Source organism: Peribacillus sp. RS7 (assembly GCF_041956845.1).
GTDB lineage: Bacteria > Bacillota > Bacilli > Bacillales > DSM-1321 > Peribacillus.
On the sequence record NZ_CP168135.1, the window covers coordinates 5214240 to 5235841 of the forward strand.

Annotated in this window: 16 protein-coding genes and 1 pseudogene; 4 read left to right on the forward strand and 13 right to left on the reverse strand. The window is 31.9% G+C overall.

Annotation, left to right across the window (positions count from 1 at the left end; translation table 11 throughout):
- Positions 1 to 344: 344 nt before the first annotated feature.
- From ACDZ29_RS25820 to ACDZ29_RS25835, 4 genes are read right to left on the reverse strand one after another with little or no spacing between them, the layout of a single operon-like run.
- Entirely contained in the window at positions 345 to 1079 is a 735-nt protein-coding gene (locus ACDZ29_RS25820) for a hypothetical protein (RefSeq protein ID WP_375089157.1), read from the reverse strand.
- On the reverse strand, positions 1080 to 2924 hold the full coding sequence (locus ACDZ29_RS25825) for a hypothetical protein (RefSeq protein ID WP_375089159.1): 1845 nt from the start codon (positions 2922 to 2924) through the stop codon (positions 1080 to 1082).
- Complete coding sequence (locus ACDZ29_RS25830; RefSeq protein WP_375089161.1) at positions 2917 to 5499, reverse strand: hypothetical protein; 2583 nt, start codon at positions 5497 to 5499, stop codon at positions 2917 to 2919. Before ACDZ29_RS25830 ends, ACDZ29_RS25825 begins: the two co-directional genes overlap by 8 nt.
- Positions 5489 to 6868, reverse strand: a complete 1380-nt coding sequence (locus ACDZ29_RS25835; protein ID WP_375089162.1) for a hypothetical protein — start codon at positions 6866 to 6868, stop codon at positions 5489 to 5491. The genes ACDZ29_RS25830 and ACDZ29_RS25835 overlap by 11 nt, the downstream gene beginning before the upstream one ends.
- A 177-nt stretch (positions 6869 to 7045) precedes the next feature.
- Between ACDZ29_RS25835 and ACDZ29_RS25840 the strand changes: the two genes are divergently transcribed.
- Positions 7046 to 7636, forward strand: a complete 591-nt coding sequence (locus ACDZ29_RS25840; RefSeq protein ID WP_375089163.1) for a helix-turn-helix domain-containing protein — start codon at positions 7046 to 7048, stop codon at positions 7634 to 7636.
- A gap of 1224 nt (positions 7637 to 8860) precedes the next feature.
- Here the strand turns inward: ACDZ29_RS25840 and ACDZ29_RS25845 are convergent.
- Together ACDZ29_RS25845 and ACDZ29_RS25850 are read right to left on the reverse strand one after the other, a co-directional pair.
- Positions 8861 to 12370: a hypothetical protein gene (locus ACDZ29_RS25845; protein ID WP_375089165.1), complete on the reverse strand. Its 3510-nt coding sequence runs from the start codon at positions 12368 to 12370 to the stop codon at positions 8861 to 8863.
- Complete coding sequence (locus ACDZ29_RS25850) at positions 12371 to 12565, reverse strand: hypothetical protein (protein WP_375089167.1); 195 nt, start codon at positions 12563 to 12565, stop codon at positions 12371 to 12373.
- 427 nt (positions 12566 to 12992) lie between these two features.
- On the opposite strand from ACDZ29_RS25850, the gene ACDZ29_RS25855 reads away from it, so the two are divergent.
- Positions 12993 to 13820 carry a hypothetical protein gene (locus ACDZ29_RS25855; protein ID WP_375089168.1) on the forward strand — a complete coding sequence of 276 codons (828 nt, stop codon included), beginning with the start codon at positions 12993 to 12995 and terminating at the stop codon, positions 13818 to 13820.
- Positions 13821 to 14809: 989 nt separating this feature from the next.
- On the opposite strand, the pseudogene ACDZ29_RS25860 reads toward ACDZ29_RS25855, so the two are convergent.
- Positions 14810 to 15232, reverse strand: a pseudogene (locus tag ACDZ29_RS25860) (SPFH domain-containing protein); the annotation flags it as partial.
- 20 nt (positions 15233 to 15252) lie between these two features.
- Complete coding sequence (locus ACDZ29_RS25865) at positions 15253 to 15771, reverse strand: hypothetical protein (protein WP_289316106.1); 519 nt, start codon at positions 15769 to 15771, stop codon at positions 15253 to 15255.
- A gap of 331 nt (positions 15772 to 16102) precedes the next feature.
- Here ACDZ29_RS25865 and ACDZ29_RS25870 point away from each other — a divergent pair, with 331 nt between their 5' ends.
- Positions 16103 to 16675 (forward strand): biotin transporter BioY, encoded by a 573-nt coding sequence (locus ACDZ29_RS25870; RefSeq protein ID WP_289325360.1) that lies wholly within the window; start codon positions 16103 to 16105, stop codon positions 16673 to 16675.
- 306 nt (positions 16676 to 16981) lie between these two features.
- Here the strand turns inward: ACDZ29_RS25870 and ACDZ29_RS25875 are convergent, their stop codons facing one another.
- Positions 16982 to 17467, reverse strand: coding sequence for a YusW family protein (locus ACDZ29_RS25875; protein WP_370015353.1), 486 nt, complete (start codon positions 17465 to 17467; stop codon positions 16982 to 16984).
- A gap of 119 nt (positions 17468 to 17586) precedes the next feature.
- Positions 17587 to 18231, reverse strand: coding sequence for a hemolysin III family protein (locus tag ACDZ29_RS25880; RefSeq protein ID WP_289325362.1), 645 nt, complete (start codon positions 18229 to 18231; stop codon positions 17587 to 17589).
- A 153-nt stretch (positions 18232 to 18384) separates the two neighbouring features.
- On the opposite strand from ACDZ29_RS25880, the gene ACDZ29_RS25885 reads away from it, so the two are divergent.
- A complete protein-coding gene (locus ACDZ29_RS25885) occupies positions 18385 to 18972 on the forward strand; it encodes a metalloregulator ArsR/SmtB family transcription factor (protein WP_289325363.1) in 588 nt (195 codons plus the stop codon).
- A 63-nt stretch (positions 18973 to 19035) separates the two neighbouring features.
- Here ACDZ29_RS25885 and ACDZ29_RS25890 read toward each other — a convergent pair whose 3' ends face one another.
- From ACDZ29_RS25890 to ACDZ29_RS25900, 3 genes are all read right to left on the reverse strand, one after another.
- Positions 19036 to 19635, reverse strand: a complete 600-nt coding sequence (locus ACDZ29_RS25890) for a cell wall hydrolase (RefSeq protein ID WP_289325364.1) — start codon at positions 19633 to 19635, stop codon at positions 19036 to 19038.
- Positions 19636 to 19740: 105 nt separating this feature from the next.
- On the reverse strand, positions 19741 to 20316 hold the full coding sequence (locus ACDZ29_RS25895; RefSeq protein WP_289327330.1) for a GNAT family N-acetyltransferase: 576 nt from the start codon (positions 20314 to 20316) through the stop codon (positions 19741 to 19743).
- A gap of 40 nt (positions 20317 to 20356) precedes the next feature.
- Positions 20357 to 20761 carry a secondary thiamine-phosphate synthase enzyme YjbQ gene (locus ACDZ29_RS25900; RefSeq protein WP_289316099.1) on the reverse strand — a complete coding sequence of 135 codons (405 nt, stop codon included), beginning with the start codon at positions 20759 to 20761 and terminating at the stop codon, positions 20357 to 20359.
- Positions 20762 to 21602 lie beyond the last annotated feature (841 nt).

The window sequence follows — 21602 nt, forward strand, 5'->3', positions numbered from 1 at the left end:
CAATAAAATTAATTACAGTTTCCTTTTTTTGGTGCCACACCTTTAATCCAAAGTTATATGCCATATCATTATTTGGTACATTTTATATCAAAGTTATTCCTGCAATATCAAGTATAATTCGATAACATCTGCTACTGTCAGGCACGGATTTAATAGTTCGCATCGATTCAAGCACCCTATTTTCCATTATAATCATTAACTTCAACTATACCTCTTGAAACCCTAACCACTTGAATATAGGAATACCATGATGTCGTTAGTTTCAATTGTATCTATATAAATCTTCCTCTTTTATAACCTAGTTAAAAAAATTGATAAAAGCCATTATCAACTTAAAAATACATTTAGAACTCTCCATATTCATCAAGCGCTGAACTTTTTTTTACCTCTCTTGCCTTTAGTTCAATTACATTACTTTCTTTTTTATCTTTAATGTAATTTTCAAATTCAAAGCCTAACATCGGATTGCTACTAAAAACTGAACGGAGGATACCACTGACCGGCTCAGTTCTTGTTTTCCCTGTATTATAGATATTTTCAACAGGAAAACCTTTTTTCTTACTGTATTCCATAAATTGAAACAGCAGTAGCTGAAGTTCCTGATTTTTAACTTTCAATTTCTCTTTTTCCTTTATTAACAAATCCATATCGACTTCAATTTTTTTTATCTTATTTTTTAATATCTTTTTTTCTTCATTTAGTTTTGACGCTGCATATTCGTTGATTTTCAGCCTTTGTATTAATCGTTTTTTATCTTTTAACTGTCCTATAAATAAATTGTTAACTTCTCTTTCTGTTTTCACAATCATTAGTTCTTTTCCTTCTTTAACACTATCCATACGAGCATCATTTATTTCCTTTAGGATTTGACATCCTTGTCTGTCCTTTTTTCTCCAAAAATCATCTGATAGCTTTTTTCTAAAAATATCTTTAGGTAATTTCCCATCATAAAATAATTTATAAGCAAAGTCACGAACTTGAGAATAAGGGATTTCCCCGACTATCGCTTCATCCTCAGCACATTTTAAAATAATATTTTTTATGATTTGTTCTGGGTAAATATCTCTATTTCTTCCCATTTAAAATTTCCTTTCTTCGATAGTTTTAAGTTCTATTAATTGAGCTATAGATTTATCAATTTCTTTAGATTTTGAAAGCAATTCACTATTAAATCTTAAATTATTTTCTGCTACTGATGGTTCACCATGATTATTTATCGCGTAGTTATGAAGGTTTACTAATTCTGTTACAACGTAAATTAGTGTATCGTTAACTCTTTTTATTTTTTGCATTATTAAATCCTTCTTATTTCGATATTCTTCTATTGATATCCCCCAATATTCGCAGCCACAAGCACAATCGTCCACTGGACAACTTTGATTTTCATCAGTACAATATCCTAATTCAAGCTTTTTTTCCTTGACCTCCCTCTCGAAGGAATCGTTACTTTTAAAAACGAATTTATCTTTCCATTCTGTATCTGTTTCATATTCATTTTTAATTTCCCCGCCTGTAAAACCTGAAGCAATTGTTGAATCATCAATAAGTCTTAGCTTTTGTAACTTTAAATCAGACATTAATTTTAAAATTTCAGTATCTATCCACTTTAATTGATGACTATGATAATGTGTCTGAGTCCTTAAATTAGTGTGTCCTGCCAGCCTTGCCATCTCGACTGGATGATAACCTAATCGCTGCATGTTCATTAAAGCAATATGTCTCGTATCACCCAATCTAAGATGCCTATTTATAAGATACTGATTATCATCTTCTTTTACCAACTGAAGTAGCTCTCTGTTCTTCTTGTAGTTTTCTCTCTTTAGTTTCTTACTATCTTCCATCTGCTTTTCCCAAGGTTTGACTGATAATGAGTACGTACCTTCAACCACTTTTTTATAAAAATTAATTAATAATTTTCTCAAGGTTGAATATGTGAAGTTTTCTTTGTCCCTGGCACCTGCTCCACTACCGTTTACCACGCTATATGCCCAACTAAGAGATTTATATGATAGGAATGTATTTGTCTCACCAAATCTTTCGGTTTTATCAAAATACTCTAAAAACAATAAGTATATGTCTTCAGTTATGGCTATTGTATCTATTATTTGAATGTTATTTTTGCCCTTTTTCTTAACACCTTTTGCATCACTTCTCGGAAGTTTTATGTAGAATTCACCATTTTCATTTTTAAGTCCATCTCTTTTTATATTACAGAATTCAAATGGTCTTAGAGGAATTAGAGTTGTTAATCTCCACCAAAGTAAAATCGGAGAATATAAATGGTACAAGTATGAATCATTTTTTACATTCCCAAAAAAATCATTTATTATATAATTAAATATTAATAAATCTTTCGGTCTTGGAAGAATACGGACATTATCTAACTCTTTAGATGATACAGTATTCTTTACTGCAATAAGTAATTTGGTATAAGCACCATCCTCATCGATATCCTCGTAGTAATTTAGGAAGTTCAACATAAAAACACTTATGTTATATCTTGCTCTAGCATCCATTGATTTAAGATTAACTTCTACACATTCTATTGTATTGAGCGAGGAACTAAAACCCTCTGATAGTTCAATAAACTTCAATAAAATTGAATACGAATCTCTAACCCTTTTGGGTGAAAATCTAGCCAGATTTGCTGCAATCCAATTCTTAATAACATCCTTAAATAAAGGATGGTCTAAATGCTTATAAAATCGAATAGAATTCACTACCAAATTGAAATCAAAATAAGATTTTATATGATTATTTATTATTATCCAGTTATCTGATAAGTAATCACATTTATTATTCTCATTTTCTAATATTAAATCTTGTAAAATATTCTTAGATACCTCGTTTCTATAATCAAAGCTAAAAGAGGAATCTGAGAATTCATTGAAATCCTCAAAGTCCTTTACATTTAAATTAACCAAGGTACATTCCCTCCTTTTTCATTCTATTAATTAAACCATCCGAAACTTTATCCCTAGATTTTGGAGCTATCGCTAATTTTTGATTAATAGCATTTAAACCACCAGGTATTAATTGATTTATAGAACTTCTACCAAACTTATTTATAGCACTGTTTAATAAAGTTCTTTGTAAAAAAAATTTCCCAGCTAATCTAACCTTTTCTGCTTCATATGGTGTTTTTTCATAATTTTCTATAATTTCATCCAAAGTTTGATGAATGTCAATTCCCACCTTACAAATAGCGAGCCTGTTAGGAATAGAAAGAGTACAATAAAAACAATCAACCTTAGGATAAGGACAGTTAGAAATCCCTATTAAGCACTGGAATTCTACATTCTTAGATGGCATCACCCCAGCATCTATTAGGTTTATTTTTTCTTGAATCTCTTCCTTTGGAGTTTGTTTCAATATTTCGATTACTAAATCTCTACTTTTATCCATTGCTACTAATTTTTTCGACAAATTTTCGATAATTTCTGGACTTCCAAAAGTATTTTTCATAACCATAGCACCACTAAAATCATGTAATTTTGTTGCGCCTTCAAATAATATTTGTGACATTGTGTCATAAATATATCCAAAACTACCCAAGTTAAATAACTGTTTAGCTATATAATCTACATATTCTTGAGGTAATTGAACATAAATATTTGTAATTTCTTCATCTGAATGATTTCTCAAAAATTTTGCTATTTCCATTGGATTTCGTCCAGACAACTTACTAATAACATCAGTAGCGAGGGTAGTTAACGTCCAATTTATTTTCCTGTTTTCAAATTTTAATTTATACTCAAAGTTGGAGAAAAAATTATTGTGAGTTACAGGCGAAGGGATATTTCCTGATTTTTCAAACTTAATTAAATTATTTAAGCTCTTGTTAACTTCATCCGCAATATGAATTTGAGTATCATATTCCCTTCGAAGTAATTCACAAATTAAAACTGCAGTTGCAAATGATATTTTTAAGTCATCAGACATAATAAAATATCTTGGCATATTATTTTTACTATGTAGATAGGATTGACTTTCATAATATGCTACTATAATTTCAGCATCCTCTTGAGTAATTTCATAATGTTCAAGCCAATCCAGGTTTTTGTCCTGATACATTCCTTCTAATCTAGGGAAATCTATTACATCTGCATGTCGCCAAGAATTATTTAATTGAATAATGACATAAAGCCACATATTAGCGTATTCTCTATATTCACTCTTTCCGAATAATTTAGCGTCCTTAAGAGCCTTCTTTTTATGCATAATATAGTATTTGGTTTCAGAGCAGTATTTTATTAAACTGACAAATACTTCTGGCTTATAGATTACCTTCATTTTAGGTATATTGTTTATCTTTCTCTCCATTCTGGGACTTCTTAAATTATATATATCAAAAATTTTTAGTGAGCCCCTCCTAATCAGCTCCTCCTGTATATCTTTGATAAATGAATAAAATTTTTCTTTATATTTATATGGAACCGCATCATTTAATAAAGATAAATTAATTTCTTTAGTAGAAAAATTAAATAATTCCTTATCAGCTGAATTAATAATATTTACCAAAAAACCTGTAGCTAACACAAATTGGTGAACAAATCCTTTTAAGTCCCTTACCTCTGTCTCCAATATTTTTCTCTTTACAAAACTGGTCCAATATTTCTCTGTTATTTGTGCTGAACTAGAAAATGAGTATCCATATAGCACCATTAATTGCTTAAAAGTTAATAATGCATCAATTTCAACATCATATTTTATAAAAGTCCCTTCAAGCATTTCTCTAAACTCTACTACCCGGATGTATCTTTCAGCTATCTCAATAGGGATATATTTTTTAGTCCCTGTATAGTCTTTTTCTCCAATTTTTATTTTTACTATAGAGGGTGGAAAAATACTTTTTATATCGTTACTATGCAACCAGTTTACTACTGTTTGATTCTTACAATTTAGATTAAGAGCTACTTCCTCAATTGAGATATAGTGCTTATTAAATTTTTGAATCTCATTAGCTTGTATGCTCTTTAATTTTTCTAAATCAGATTCACTATATAGACTTCTTCTCTCGGTTTTTATATAAGGCTGTATCTCATGTTCTTTTAATATATCATCAATTTTATTATCCTTTATTTTCAATATTCTACTTATTTCATACTTATAAAATAGTTTTGAATCCGAATGATTAGAAATTTTTTTATAATATCTAAGACATTTCTTATAATCCTCACCTTTTAAATAAATACAATCTAATTTATTAGAGAAGTATACTGGTTGTATATCTAAAAAACTAAAAACAGATTTATATACAGTTGAAAATGATTGTTCTTTAATTGGAGTAATCTCCATAACTTTGTCTCGTAATATTGAAAGCGAGAAATGATTTTCTAAAAAAAAACTCACGTCCCTTTCCAAGATTTCTCTTTCGAAATTACACCCAAAAAAATCAACCATCAAATCTTGATACTTTTTTCCTTTTGCCGAACTTTTATTAAAGCCAACTAATACCGCAGCCTCAGAAGGTGTTAGAAAAAAATTTTTATCTTTCATTTTGCATCTCCCATGATGAGACATAGAGACTATCTATATTGGACGATATCTTTAAAGAGCCACCTGGTAGCTGCTCGGCATCAATATATGCTGTTTGTATATGGTTCATTGCTTTCCTTAGAGACTGAACTGCTACTTTTTCTTCTATATAGTCCAAAAGGGAATTTATATCGTTATCACCTCGCGCTACTGCTACCTCGCCAAGTTTCATCCCTATATCCAAACAAAAATTAGTAAAGATACCTCTACCTATATGAGTTGACCATGGCTTAGCAGTAAGGAAATTCAAATCTATTAGTCTGCCTTTATCAGTTAGTTCATTTAAAAAAGTTTCTTTTACTTTAATAAATTTCTCTGCATAATTAGCACCTGTTATTGGTCTTTTTGTATGTCTATTAATTAAAAGGGCATGACTATTTTTCAACTTACCTTCCTTTTCTAAATTTTTTAACCATTTTTCATGTTTAACAAAGGAGTATTTCATTGCTCGATGCCAAAATACCCCTTGATATCTGGGATACTTAACTTGCTCTTCATCTGTTCTCTTTTTTGATGAAAATAATAATTCCCTGTTATCATCAATATCGACAATATATCCGTCGGCTGTTTCCATTAGTGAGTCCCTAGTAAGATTAATAACTTCTCCCCTCCTAAGTCCACCAAAAAATTGCAAATATAACCCCGGTACTATATCCGGTTCTGTAGATTCCGCAGTTTCAATAAACTCTTTTACAAGTTGGTATCTATTTTCACCAAAATCTTTTAAATTTCTTTTTCTTTTTTTTCGTCTAGGAGAAGGATAAACAGTTCCTAAAAAGCTCTGTTTAAAAATATCTACTTCTATCAATATTTTTTTCTTTTCTCTTCTAGATTTACTTTCACTACTTACTGCTTTCTCTTTGTACAAAGGTTCAAATTGCTGTTCTATTAAACCTTCATTTAACAAGTAATAATAAAATTTGATAAGGTACCTTATTTCTTTTTTTGCATACGAAGAGTCTAATTCTTCATACTTGCACCGACGTGCTAAATTAGTAATATATATTGAGCCATGTTCTAATTTTAGCCCTTGTATTCCTTGGTATCTTAAATTAATAAATTCTGCAAATTCAACGTCATTATAATTATGTTCATGGGCTGCGACTAAACAATAATTTAAAAATCTTTTTATTGATTCAGCAGCATTTTTTTGACTTTTCAAACCTTGACTATTATTTCTATATTCCTCAAGAAACTTTGTAATTGGAAGAGGAAGTATTATACCCGATATTGTATTTTTAATTCCCAAACCCACATAAATATCCTTATAATTTTTATCTTGTATAGTTTCAACTAAAGGATATTCAATTACTACAAATCTATAATTCAAATACATCTCCTCAATTCTAGTTCAAAAATATGGATTTCCTCTGCGTTAATTTACTATACAATATAAAAATGATTATTTATAGTAAATTTTACTATCAATTAAAAAAAAAATTATGTATAGTAAATTTAAAGTAAGTTATATACTGAGGGAAAATAATTTAGTTAAAGGGATGTTTAAATGAGTTATCTAGGGAAAAATATAAAGAAGTACCGTAAATTAAAGAAATTAACTATCAATGAACTAGCCACTCTAAGTAAGGCAAGCCCAGCTAGTATTAGTCTTATAGAGAATGACAAGAGGGACGCAACTTTTAAGCTAATATTAAATATAGCTGAAGCCCTTGAAATTGAGGTTGGTCAGCTTGTAACTTCTCCTGAAAGTCTTAAGTTAAAGCATAATGTTCATTCTGCGGTTAATTTTGACGACTCAACCCTACTATTTGGGACTTCGATAAGTAATTTAAATGACGTGATGAATTGGGGGTTAGTCGTTGATTTATCAAATGTTAAGATATTAGAGAAAATTTATTTTTATTCCAATACTTCCTCATTTACTTTTGAGGAATTTTACAATGATAAGTTAAAGGTATATTTAGAAGAGCAGCGACTAAGAATTCTTCTAAAAAGAAATACCCACATAAATCGTTCATTTGAGGATGTTAAAAAAAGAGGTATTGGATGGACTGAATATAAAGAAACAGTTAATGACCTACAAAAAATAATTAATACTCTATTCATTAAGACGAAAACAAATGGTGAAGAGTCATGAAAAACCCAAGTTATTTTTTAAAAAAATTATTTATTAATGTTTTCGCAAGGATAATATGTATTGTACTATTTTTACTTTTGAATTCATCTCCTTAGAGAGGATTTGACAATACTTTTATAGAATTAGCTAATATAAAAGAGAAAATGGAGGTTTTTGAAATGCATGAAAAACCTTATATTTTTTTATAAGAATACATTAATGAAACAGAGTATCTGGGTTTTATTAGAGAAAGTGAACTAAAGTTCTTTGCTTCAATTATAGAAGTCCCAGGAAAAAACACATCTAATCCTTTTATTTTTTCTACATCTGAATATTTTAATGATGGTAAATAGTGCCGAAAATTTCATTGCAACTGAATGGACAAAGTTATTAAATCCAGGAACTGTTAAAGGATAAATGTTTTTTTGGATAATAAAAAAGGACTGATTAAAGTCCTAAACATTTCTCTTTTGGAGTATCCACATGTATAAAAACACCTATAATAGCAACCAATCAGCAAAGAATTGGTTGCTATTATAGGTGTTTTTTATTGCTTTATATTCGAAAACGATTAAACGGCTTAAGCTCTTTAGAGTTCAAGCCGTTTTACAAACTTTTTTCCACTTATCTTACTTGGTAAGAAAAAGAACATTTTACTGACAAGATACATTCTTCACTAATACCTCTTATATATATTACGATGTAACCGAACGCTCATAATTCAGACCTTCGTATAAAATTTCGCTACCTCCAGTACCACTATCTAGACTCAAATCAATTATCCAATTACCCCTTTCCACTTATATATTGATAATAAGCAGAATTTTGAGACATCTGACATAACATACGCATTCTAGTGGTCGGTACAACTATATATGTAAATATATATATATTGCCCTTCATGTTTTTATTCCTAGCTTAAAGCTTATGGCATTCACCACCAGATAACTTGTTCAGTGGCTGCTCTAATGACAGACACCTAAAGTCCAATTGTATGCTTTTCAAAAACTTCAACCACAGGCTTCTCCATTATTTCCACGATATTTTTTCCTAAATACAGAGATTTGTGTACACCCTATTCTTGGAATTTTAGTATTTTACAATTATGACATAAAAATTATCTATATGAACTTGGAAACATTGCGATATATCAGCTTCTCATACTGTTATTTTACTTTTTGCCTCAGTAACGCAACTACTTAGACAATATTCTCAGTCATAATAATATACAATTATCTTTATTTTTTATGATTTTAGAAAATCTAATACATTTTGAGAAATAGGTACCTCAAAGCCTAAATTCATTAAATTTAATAACTGTTTTAACGTATTAATATCATTACCTTTAAGTATGCCATCTAAGTTAGCATCAATAATATCAGTATTTTGGAAGTCAAATCTATTACTAATATAACTATACATCCAAAAAGATTTGAAAAACGTAGTTACGATTTTTAAGAAAATAATTTTCTCTCCTTTAAACAATGTATACAAATACTGGACAATAGTAAGATGTGCCTCTAGTGCATCTCTTTTAGTTGAGACTAACGATATTGCTACATATAACATTAACTTTTCATAATCTGAGTATTCATTAGAATCATTTAGATATTCCTTTTGGTCATGATTTTCTAAAAAGGTCATTGTAAATATTTTTATTAGAGTGTCAAATGTTCCACAGTCTCCATATTTCTTTTTTATAACTTCTAAATTCTTAACAACACTTTGAACAATATCCTGAATATCTTCTTTATCTTTAATCTTTAGTTCAGATAGGGAGAACATTACCGGAATAAAAACATACACAAATGAAAGCTCAATTGCTTTATAAAGTTTATCTGAATTATTTATAACATTATCTATATCACTAGTTTCTAAAACAACTTTTTCCTGTGTCGTTCTGAATTTACTTGCTTCTATGAAAATGGAAAATTCTATTCCCCTATTTATTGCTTCATTTAAATCATTTTTAAGAATCAAATATGGCACTATTTCCTTTGTGTTAAAAATGTCAATTATATTTAGATTATTACTACACTTTATTTCTTGCTCCGTTAAGTTTAACCAATAAAAAGCATCATCGTATTTTTTCACATCACCGGCAAAGAGCCCCATTGCTGTATTAAGATGTATTTCACGTTGATAATTATAAAATTGATGACGTTTTTCGTTATCTATCCAAAAGAAGCCCAATGAGGGTTTTGCATATGGTTCACCATCATGAAAAACTGTTGGGGGTGAGCCAGTACCTAAAAGAATATAGATATAACCTAGTACATGACCATACACCACTACCAAGCTTTTCCAGTCGTCGTTTTTATCTTCTATTTTTCTAAGTGCAAAAATGGCTTTTCTAAAATAATTATAGGATTCAAAAAACATAGTTTCGTTGAAATAATGGATTCCAATTTCACCCAATAACTTAACATTTATTAATTCATTTTGGATTTCTTGTTTACAGTTAATCTCAATTGCTCTTTTAAGGTACCTTATGACCGCCGGTGGGTCAATATTCTCAAAACATTTTGCGACATAAAATGACGTATCCATTACCTCAAAGGGATAATTTGTTGAATTAAGTTTAAGCGCTGATAAAAGATAACTTGTTGCCTCTTCATATTTCTTTTTATAAATATATTGCTTTCCCATAATTGCATGTAACAAAAATAAAGAATCACTGCTATTGTCAAAAGACAATGCATCTTCATACAGACTTAGTGCTACTTCTTCTTTATTTTGATATTCAAATGTAACTATTATTAATGCTCTTACTGCGCAGGCATACAAAATAGGATTTCTTTTCTTTTCCCCAATATCTTTAATTTTATTAAATAATTGGATGCATCTGTCCCATTTTCTTAAATGCTCATCTAATCGGCATTCATTTATCCAAATTTTATCAACTAATAGCCTTGCGCTATCGTAGCTCATCTCGCTTAAGAATAAATTCTTTAGCTGTTCCTCAGACATATTGTCAATAATATTTAATAACCTATTAGTTATTTCAAAATCTCCATCAAGCTTTAGTGGATAAAACCATATTAGCTGTTCAATGTTCTCCTTAAAGTGTTCACTTATAATTGTTTCATTAGTAAGAGAATAAAATCTTTCAAGGTATTTGAGCGATAAATCTAAATTGTATTCTAATAACTCAATAGATAACATTAAATAGATAGCACCTATAAACTGATTATCTTCATCAAAATTATCTAAATCTTTTAACAGATAAGTTACTTCCTTACCAAATTTTAAACAAGTAATTATTTGTTTAGCCCTAATGAGTAACCGTATCTCCACGCCTATCTTATCCGGGAAAGGAGAATCATACCAAATAGAACTAATTCCCCAATAGTCCTTTTCTAGGTCAGATTTGTTTAACTCAGTGAGAGCTAGGTAAAGAGAATAGGCTGCATTATTGAATTCTTCGGCTTTTATTAATTGGGAAAACATATTAACAAATTCTAAAGGAGATAATATCTTAGCTTGCTTTAGAATTTGTGCTATCCGTGAATGTATTTCTTTTATTATATTAGAAGGTAAATTAGATGCACCTATTTTATCAACAAAAGGGGATACTCTATAACCTAAGTTTGTTCTTTGTAACCAATATCCCTCTAAGATATGTAGTTTGTCATAAGGATGAATTACTTGTGGTGTTATTTCAGAAATACTATCAACATACCTATTATCAAAATCATTATTTATTAGCGACAATCTATACAGTAATTCCTTGGTATCTATATCATCAATGTCATTTAATAGTAGGTCCCTAACTTCCCTACTAAGTTCTAAGGAATAAAAACCTTCTTGAATATTATTATATACCTCAGTAGTAATATCCCAATTTTTAGATTCGATATACTCCACACAAGCCACTACCAATGCCGGGTTATATTTTGTAACAGCTCCTATCCAAAAGGCAAGGTTTTGAGCATTTTCTATCTTATCATTTTTTATATGAATTAGTTCAACTATATCTTCACTCGTAAAAAGTGGAACTTGGACAGTAGCTATTTCTTTATTAAAATTTTTAATTAAGCGTTGATTTAAGCTTATTGAACCAGAAGAAATTATTTTTACACCGTGTTTTCTAAACGCTGAGTAGATATGAGCTAAATTATCATATAAGATATCATTATTATTAAAGGAAGGTAAATCATCTAATATAATCACGGTTCCATACCCTAATTTTTCAGCAACTTTATCGAACCATTCTTTATCAGTTGTGTTTTGAATTCTGGTAATCTCAGATAATGTAACTTTAATTGTCATCACTGCTTGTTCACTATTTAGGTTCTTACATTTTATCCAAAATGTTTCCTCATGATTTATTTCTTTAGCTAATAGATGTAAATAATGAGTTTTCCCTGTAAGTACATCTCCATAAATATGTAACCAATTCAAATTGTGTATATATGGGACATGAGTAGAAAGAGAAGAAGTTCTTTCGAGTACAATATAGGAAAGAGGAGGGGCGAAGCTTCCTCCTCTTTGTAGAGAATTCATATTTAATGCAAAATCATAACCAATATTTCCACGAATTTTTTCAAAACCTTTATTAATGATATTTGTCAAATACCCCTTTAAACTACCAATTTTTTGCTTGGTGTCTTGTAAATCTTTTCTAACATCCTTATTCAAATGCTTCATCTCTTCTAAACTTTTACCATCTGTATCAAATTTGATAAAAATATTTGAATCAATCATGGCAATAGGATTTTCACCGTTTTGTTTAATGACTTTTTTATCCACCATTTATTTTCCAACCTTCTTGGAATTATTCACTTGTGAATTAACATAAGCTTGAGGATTATCTCCTTTTTGCTTGATTGTTGTTTTAGTTGTCGTTTTATTAACTTTCTTATTATTTTTAATTAAAACGGTGATTGAAATTGTCGCAGCTGAGATTAGACCAATAATAGATAATATTACTTCTTTAGAAAATTCCATTTAAACAACACCCTTTTTGATTAATGTAACGATTATATCATATTTTGGTTTAACTTCCATTTTTAAAAAATAATACAAATATATGTAAAAAAAATCAAAGGCCCAGAGGAAATAGTAAGACTAAACAAGGCTTCAGAGATAATTGCAACATATATTTTCAAATGTTTTGGATTAATTCTTTTTTTCTAAACAAAACTCCATCTTCGAATTAAATTGAATAATTAGAGAAATTTGTTATTGAATATTCACTCCCTGATTACCTAACTCTTTTACTCAATGATACATTGTTCCACTTTAATCCTTTTTCTACATTCTGGGAGGGAAAGCTTTATATAAAAGTGGAGATTAATTTTTCTCTTAATAATTAGGTTTAAATATTATAAAATATAATAGTGTTAAAAAATTCAAATGCAGGAATAATTTAAAAATGAAAGTTGGTATCAGGATGACAGAATCAATTACCAGTCAAAGATTAGAAGAGTTACTATGTGAAGCATTATATAAAGAAACATTTCTTGTTAATTCATTAAAGGAATCAGTATTTGAAATAGAAGAAATAGAAGATGGAATTGGCTCACAAGTTATTAATGTTACTTTTAAACCGAGTACAATCAATGATTTTACACACTTAAAGCAGAATAAAGGAAAAATAAGAAATGCAATCAATGATATCTTATTAAGTTTTGGGACCAGAATAAGTTTAAGAACTTGTGAAATTCTACTATCTACTACTAAACAAAAAAAGACAATTTCCATTAAAGGTGACTATGACTCTTTGAAGGAGCTTGCAAAAAAAACTGAAACTGTACATGCTATTGAACAAATGTATATCATAGAAGCATGTGACTGTGCCTCGATAAATAAATTTCTTGCTGCAACAACAATGTTGGGGTGTGCAGCGGAACATTTTATATTTAATTTTTCAAAAGCTTACCTTTCGTATATAAAAAATCACGGCACTCCTACGGAAATAATTAATGCTGAAAAAATGGTTAATGCCAATAAAGCATCCGTGAGATTAAATTATTTTATAAACATAGCAGAAAGTAAAAAGTCTTTATTTGAACAGTTAGGAATTGAAAATCCTAAATTACATCTTGATGGATTCTTTGATATTATAAGGCAATTACGAAATGATTCCGGACATCCTACAGGAAATGTAGTTGAAAAGGAAATGGTAGATATTTTATTTACCCGATATGCATTTATATTAGTCAAAGTACATCCATTACTAAAAAAGTTACCATTAGTCTAATTAGATTCGTTTTATTTTACAAAGTGTTGGACAGCTTTTCCCCTGGAGATTCTCTAAAAGGCACGCTTAATATAAGAGGTGATTAATCAAAATTTAATAGGCAAAAAAAATACCAGCCTTTAATACTAAGCTGTTCTCTTTCGAAGTACCCGCAGCTATAAATATCATAAAAGCAACTAATATAGCAGATTAATTCACATATGAATTAGCTCTGCTTTTTTATTGATTTGACTGGGTTTATGAAATTTTATATACCAAAATAACATAAAAAATTGGGCATACCCCTCTCCCAAAATTTCTCTCCAATCCAATAAGCAATTTCACCATTATGTTCGATAATTCTATTGCTCGATATAATTTCCTGGTAATCAACCCTTAATTTAAACTATTGGATATAACTATTGGATATATCCAATAGTTTATAAGGCTGTTTTCGGAGGGATTGAGGTTGATTACCATAGAGCATTAAAAGTATTAAGAAAGAAGCTTAATCTTTCAATAAATAAGTGCATAGCGTTGAATTATTCGGGGGGAGTAAATTTACTAGTAACAAACCATTCCATAACTTTAATGAACTAACCTTCTCCATTAGATTAAGTGGAAAACTTCACAATATCACTGCACTAAACAAATATTTATATATAACCATCATCTTTTGAGATTATATCTTGTCTACTTTATAAATCAACCATTACTGTTAACATAGCCATTATTTATTATAGATGTGCTAATGTTTATCTGTTTTATTTTTGTAGATAATATTGTATACCTATTATATCTCCCTCTTATATTGTTTTTATTTGTTTTTAGGTCCTCGAACTTCGTTCTGCGGATACGCTACCTCGCTACGAGGCTTTGTCCTCCATTAATTAATAATACTCTATTTCTCCCATATATTTTATATATGGGCATAAAAAAAAGCCTTTAAATAAAGGTCTAAGTATGTTTTATTTACTTATATACTTATTTCTCCCATTAAAACCTATACAACCCTCTAAGACTTCCCGTGCTTCCTGCTCACGGTCATCTTTTGATTTACCAAGGAATTGTTCTGCGGCTGTGGCGATATCGGTGATCGAACTGCCAATCTTGATTATCGACACACCATCGGCCATGACAGGAACACCCTGTTCTGTATATACTTCAGGAGTCGAGACCTCTAGTTTGCTTGACAGCAAGCTCAATGGTTCCGCTTGCTGGAACACCGGCAGTACGAAAGCACCTCCGCCGCGGACGATTTTAATTTTATTTCCTGATTCATCGATGTGAACATTTTTGCTGCCTAAGTAGCTTCCGGTCACAATCAATGCTTCATCAGGACCAGCCGTTCGGTATTTCGTAACAAAGACAGCGATAAGTGCGATAAGTAAAAATGCAACAATGGCGACAACAACCCAAATCAAATTAAACATAATTTTCCTCCTACCCTTTTTTAATCCTGATGGGGCAAAACATAGACAACCCCGTTTTTAACTTCAATGATCAAGACCTTTGTATCAGAAACAATTCCTTCATTCTTATAACTCGCCGCAGTTTTCGCAATGCTGCCACTGATGCTTTCAATAAGGACTTCACCAAACCCGTCAACCGGGATTGATGTCAGAACCCTACCAACCCTCCCTCTCAGGTCATTCTCATGGAATGTTAAACTTTCTTCCGCTGATGAGATGGGAATCAAAACAAATACATTCAGTAAAGTGACGATGGTAAATGAAATGAGCAGGGAAATGCCTGCACTCAATCCAGCATTAAGTCCTGAAAGCGATTCAAGCAAAAACCCACTCGCAAAAAACACGGTCAAAAAGCTAAAAATGAGAGTTGGATTAAATATATCCGGTAATTCAAGGCCGGAAAAAATATCATTAAACAAGATAAATAAGAATGTTAGCCCTCCGAATATAATTAATCCATATAAATAGACTGTTTCTAATGGAACCCCAAATAACTCCATCTCTTTCATCCTTTAAATTCGATTTTTCCTAGCCGCTTACTACTTTAAGGACCTAGGATAAGCGTTTTACCAACATTGATAATATATGGTTATAATCCCCTCCATTTACTCTACTTACCATTCATACGAATGACACATTCAAAAAGTTTCATCTTTTTACCAACTTTTGAAACTGTCATCCATTTTTCTTTCTTTTTTTACAAATCTGGTCATATTAAGACCAATATTAAAATAAAATTCATAATATTTATTGACAGTGTTTACTTAACATATTAGAATTCTTTATATGTTAACTCGTTCGATAACTAGGTTTACATTAGGAGGAAACACGATGAAGGAACGTCATGAGAAGTTAAGGATGATGATGGTTACAGCTTTATTTGCAGCACTTATAGGAATACTAGCCCAAATTACAATTCCACTGCCCTTGGTACCGATTACAGGACAGACTTTAGCTGTTGGATTGGCAGCTACTATACTGGGTTCACGTTATGGAACCTCTTCCGTTTTATTATACTTGTTCATAGGAGCTGCCGGAGTACCAGTATTCGCTGAAATGTCTGGAGGACTTGCTAAGATATTCGGTCCGACTGGCGGTTATTTATTATCCTATATCCCGACAGTATATATAACCGGTCTGATATTGGAAAAAACGCGGTTCTCAGTTGCAATGGCTTTCATTGCAAATATTATCGGGATGATACTTACTTTGATTATCGGTACAGTTTGGTTAAAATATATGAGCTCATTATCATGGACAGTGGCATTTGCCAGCGGTTTTGCTCCATTTATAATCGTAGGCGTTTTAAAGGCATTTCTTGCATCTTGGCTTGGCATTACTATCCGTTCAAGGTTAGCATCGGCTAATATGCTGCCAAAGAAAAGTACAACACTTTCCCAATGATGGGTAAATGAAAGAGAGGGTACTGCTTGTGGTACCCTCTCTTTCGTCTATTCACTTTTTCCTCATAATTCAATTTCCCGAACACTTGCACACACAAAAAAAAAGACTCTTAAAAAAGAATCTTTTTTGCAAGTATTTATTGCGGTCCTATCCCCATAAGTCCGAATATGAATAGCAAATGTATATTATCCCCTTTGCTAACCGTAATCATTTTACTATAGTAACAGTAATTTGACAACTATTGAGGACACACATGAATATGCCACCATTTAATTCCTTAATAAAGAATATAGTAACATGATTCAGTTACTTATTATTCACTTTATATTCTTTTTTCGTACCGTCATCGAAAACGACCTCTAAATCGAACTCTTGATAGTCATCCTTCAAATCAAAAGCTTTTGTCACTTCTTGAATGACTTCTTCCTCTGTTGAATCTTTGGTGAATGTCAACTTTTCTAAAATCGGTGTTAATTCTTTCATTGCTTCATCACCATAAACTTCATGTTTGTTTAGCTTGTCCTCGATCGAAGCTTCTGTTTGAGCTCCCATCGTATCATATTCGGCTTCGTATTCGTTATCATTGCCCTTATAATCCACTTCTAATTGAAAATCCTTATAAGTGAAAGGCAGTTTTTCATTATTTTCAGTTCCTGTTTCAGGATTTGTTTCCGCTTGATTTTCATTTTCCTGAACCGGCGGGTTTTTCACTTCATCGTTTTCTTCCCCGCAGCCAGCCAAAACAAGCATCGCGGCAAACGGTACTGATAATAATTTGATTGATTTTTTCATTGATCTTTCCTCCTTCGTAGTTTGTATACCCTATTTATTTCCTAAAAGGGGTCATTTAAAACTTCAAGAAACATTCAGATATCATAAGATCGACCAAATTAAAGAATCGTTAAATTTGATCATAGTGGAAGGATATAAAACAATACAGCAAAAAAGTGAGTGACAGAACCCCCAAGCACGAATACATGCCAAACGGCGTGATGAAACGGAAAAGCGCGCCAAACATAAAAGATAGCTCCAAACGTATAAAGCAAGCCCCCTGCAATCAGTAAATGGATACCAGCTGTGGGCATGGTTGCCGAGAGCGGGCCCCATACGATAACGATCATCCACCCCATCGCAATATAGAGGATCGTCGAAAGGAATAGGAACTTTTTCACATAGAAAGCTTTGAAGACGACGCCAATGATTGCAACTCCCCAAATAATTGCTAGGAGTGTCCAGCCTAGTGAACCTTGAATCACCAGGAGCATGATGGGCGTGTATGTTCCTGCAATGAATATATATATGGCTGAATGATCAAAGATTTCAAATATATCCTTCGTTTTTCCTTCTGGAAAACTATGCACTAAAGTGGATGAAACATATAAAAGAAGCATGGAAACGCCATAAATGACTGAAATGACTACATGCCAAGGCGAACCTTTTTGGACTGAGAAGATTATTAAAAACACAAGAGCGGCGATACTCAACAAAACACCGACACCGTGGGTTATCGCATTGACCACTTCTTCTTTTTTTGTATAAACATGTGTATTAGCCATGTTACAGCTCCTTAAGATAAAAAACTTTTAGCATTAACCTAAATTATACATCAAATCTTCAAAGCAATATAGAAAAGTGAATATAAACTTGATTATCATCCACCAATTAGATTATTATCTAATTAGATAGTGGTCTAACTAGGAGGGATAATAATGCAATTAGAAAAATTGGTCGCTTTCCACAAAACGATTGGTGATGTGACCAGGATCAGGATTATATCCATTCTGGCAAACGGTCCAAAACACGGACAGGCACTTGCAGGAATATTAAAATTGACAGCACCGACCATTTCACACCATTTAACGAAATTGAAGGACATTAATTTAGTGAAGGATCGAAGGGAGAAAAATACGGTATATTATTTTTTGAATGAAGATGTCCTGGATCATTATTCTTCAGCATTACCTAAAATGGTTTCAAATAAGGGGGAATCCAATAAAATGGAAAATCAAAAAATGATTATGGAGCACAAAAAGATCCTTGCAAACTTCTTGACACAAAATGGCCGATTGAAAACCATACCAGCACAGAGAAAAAAGAAACTGATAGTTCTTCATCATATTGCCGGACTTTTGGAAAAAGGGCGAAAATATCCAGAAAAAGAACTGAATGAATTCATCCAGTCATTCCATGATGATTATGCAACGATTAGACGTGAACTGATTATCGGAAGCATCATGTACCGAGAAAACAGTATTTATGAACTGAATCCCCGTGAGATGTGGGATGATATCGTTTAAGGGAAAGTTTATACATAAAAAACCGGCATCCCTTAGTTGGTGAGCCGGTTCTATTCATGTCGTTTATATGGCAAAATGGTGGCCGCCGATGATTTTGATTACGTCCAATTGTTTCATCCATTCGCTGTCCGAAATACTAGGATTCCAAAAATATAAGGCATCATTTGTGTAGCCATGAATCGCCAAAGCTTCATTGACAGCTTTTTTGGCATCTTTTCCGGCTGCTTTGTTTATACTGCCATCACCAACGGGCGAAAATTGATTTTTTTGATATATCACTTCCCGGACCGTATCAGGGAATTCATTGCTATCAAGGCGATTCAAAACTACTCCTGCCACCTCGACCTTCCCTCTGTAGGGCTCCCCTTTGGCTTCTGCATGCACAAGCCTTGCTAATAATTCTTTATCTTTTTCATTCATTACATGTGGAATAATCAATGTTTTACCAGGCTCGGCAACATTATTTACATTATTATTGACTTCTTTTAACTTTTTGATTGGGACACCATACTGCTTCGCAACATCCCATATCGATTCACCTTGTTTAATGACATGTTTGGTTGCTCCATCAGAAGCTAGACTGGTCGTTCCCTTAGGAAAAGCTATCCCAAGTACGATGACACTTAGAGTCATTATCACGGTTATTAATACTGATAATTTCATCCTGTAACCTCCTCGTTAAGCATCTTCCAAGGATAACAGACCATATAGGAGAAAACAGTGCTAAATTTTTTCCAAGGAAATAAAGGAAAAATTTTCACGGGTCAATTAACTTCGAAATTTTAAAGATTCCCATTCTTCACGTAGTATTCCCATTCTGATTGAATCATAATAATGACCATCATAATAACGGCATTTTCTCATCCTGCCTTCAACTTGCATGCCTACCTTTTCTCCAACTGCCATCATACGTTCATTACCTGACCAAGTCGTCAGTCCGACCCGTTCAATCTCCAGATTTTCGAATAAATAGCCTATGAACATCATTATCGCTTCTGTTCCATAACCGCCATTCCAATACTTGGGATCAAAAATCGTAATCCCTATTTCCAGCCAACGTGATGGTTCATGTTCCCAGTAATATACAACAGAACCTATTATTTGATCGTTTTTTTCCATTAATAGTTCGGAATAAACCCCCATCTTTTCATCATAGGTTCGGTGCTTCGTTTCTTTATCGATATACGTATGGAAATCAATGAGTTCAAGGGGAAAATAGGGTGCATCCCACTTTTTCCATTCTGGATTGACTTCTCCATATTTCAGGCTCCATAAACGTTTTAAGTCTGCTTGTTTAACATTCCTCAATATTACTCTGCTTCCTTCAATCCAAACATCTTCCAATCCGCTTCCTCCCATTTTATCGTTGCTATACCTGCCATTTTTACCTATCGACACATAATTTAATAAAATATTGCCTTTCTCTAGGACCATCGAATTCACAAAAATACACTCCCTGCCAGGTACCAAGGATTAAGCTCCCTTTGTGGATGATCACCTGTTGTGAAGAACCAACCGTACTTGATTTTAAATGGGCAGCAGTATTTCCTTCCATATGTAAATCCAATGTATGATTCCATGGGTATTGCTCATCCAATCTTCTAAGCATATCTTTTTTTACATCGGGATCTGCATTTTCATTAATCGTTATCCCTGCAGTCGTGTGTGGACAATAAATAAGGGCTATGCCCTCTTGAATCCCATTCTCCATGATGAATGCTTGTACTTCAGTCGTAACATCAATCATATCATCCCTTTTTGTCGTTTTTAAGGTGTTTTTCTTCAGCATGCATATTCACTCCTTTTGTTAGTTTTTATATGCCTTTACCCATAAACATAAAAATTCATGCTTTAATAAACCAGTCAATATTAAGATTAGCAAAACTTATCGACCGTAAAAAAAAGATAAAGCCACCCTTATTAATTTTTTGTTTTAATATTGGATCTATAAGGAATGAGGGGGTATTTTAAATCACCATTTCCAATTAGCCTCTCCTAAAAATAACATGGACCCATTGAGGAAGTTTTTCACTAAGATTCTAATGTTAAAATAGAAACCTGCAGCCTTAAAATGTATGGGGAGTATGGTTTGAATCCGGATCGATCAATTGAGGTAACATTCATCCCTGCGCAAAAATGCCCATCCAGTGCTTGAAGTTGAAAATCTTTTAGGCTTCAAACCACATTTAATAAATAATCATTTATCTTTTAGATAGACGCAAGGTTTCCTGAAGCGAACCGCTTTTATGTATCCACCCTTTCTGCAACTGGATTGAAGTTTTGGATTGGATATAAGAAAAGCGGATTCGATGTAATTGGACGCGCTTTCAGACTGTAGACAAACTCGTTAATAATTGAGTTTATCTACAATTTTTTTGGTTCTTAAAATTTGACCGTTAATTCCCTCTTCAGGCACTCGCTTTCCGCAAGAGTCTCGTACCTTCCGTTCCAATCAACTTTGTTTTAACAGTTAGATAGAACTCCTTTTGCCTACAGTCTTTTTTGTTTTAGGCTATGTTAATTTTTATTGTGATTGAAAAAACTACCCTTTATGGGAGCAGTTTTTTCATTGAACTAACATCTAATCAAATAAAATGAATTTTATCCTCTTGTGTACGTTGCCTATATTT

Bases quoted from the DNA above. Each gene is read 5' to 3' on its own strand.
- ACDZ29_RS25840 (WP_375089163.1), top strand. From the start codon at position 7,046: ATGAGTTATCTAGGGAAAAATATAAAGAAGTACCGTAAATTAAAGAAA.
- ACDZ29_RS25830 (WP_375089161.1), bottom strand. From the start codon at position 5,499: ATGAAAGATAAAAATTTTTTTCTAACACCTTCTGAGGCTGCGGTATTA.
- ACDZ29_RS25845 (WP_375089165.1), bottom strand. From the start codon at position 12,370: ATGGTGGATAAAAAAGTCATTAAACAAAACGGTGAAAATCCTATTGCC.
- ACDZ29_RS25885 (WP_289325363.1), top strand. From the start codon at position 18,385: ATGCAATTAGAAAAATTGGTCGCTTTCCACAAAACGATTGGTGATGTG.
- ACDZ29_RS25850 (WP_375089167.1), bottom strand. From the start codon at position 12,565: ATGGAATTTTCTAAAGAAGTAATATTATCTATTATTGGTCTAATCTCA.
- ACDZ29_RS25820 (WP_375089157.1), bottom strand. From the start codon at position 1,079: ATGGGAAGAAATAGAGATATTTACCCAGAACAAATCATAAAAAATATT.
- ACDZ29_RS25870 (WP_289325360.1), top strand. From the start codon at position 16,103: ATGAAGGAACGTCATGAGAAGTTAAGGATGATGATGGTTACAGCTTTA.
- ACDZ29_RS25865 (WP_289316106.1), bottom strand. From the start codon at position 15,771: ATGGAGTTATTTGGGGTTCCATTAGAAACAGTCTATTTATATGGATTA.
- ACDZ29_RS25890 (WP_289325364.1), bottom strand. From the start codon at position 19,635: ATGAAATTATCAGTATTAATAACCGTGATAATGACTCTAAGTGTCATC.
- ACDZ29_RS25855 (WP_375089168.1), top strand. From the start codon at position 12,993: ATGAAAGTTGGTATCAGGATGACAGAATCAATTACCAGTCAAAGATTA.
- ACDZ29_RS25900 (WP_289316099.1), bottom strand. From the start codon at position 20,761: ATGCTGAAGAAAAACACCTTAAAAACGACAAAAAGGGATGATATGATT.
- ACDZ29_RS25880 (WP_289325362.1), bottom strand. From the start codon at position 18,231: ATGGCTAATACACATGTTTATACAAAAAAAGAAGAAGTGGTCAATGCG.
- ACDZ29_RS25875 (WP_370015353.1), bottom strand. From the start codon at position 17,467: ATGAAAAAATCAATCAAATTATTATCAGTACCGTTTGCCGCGATGCTT.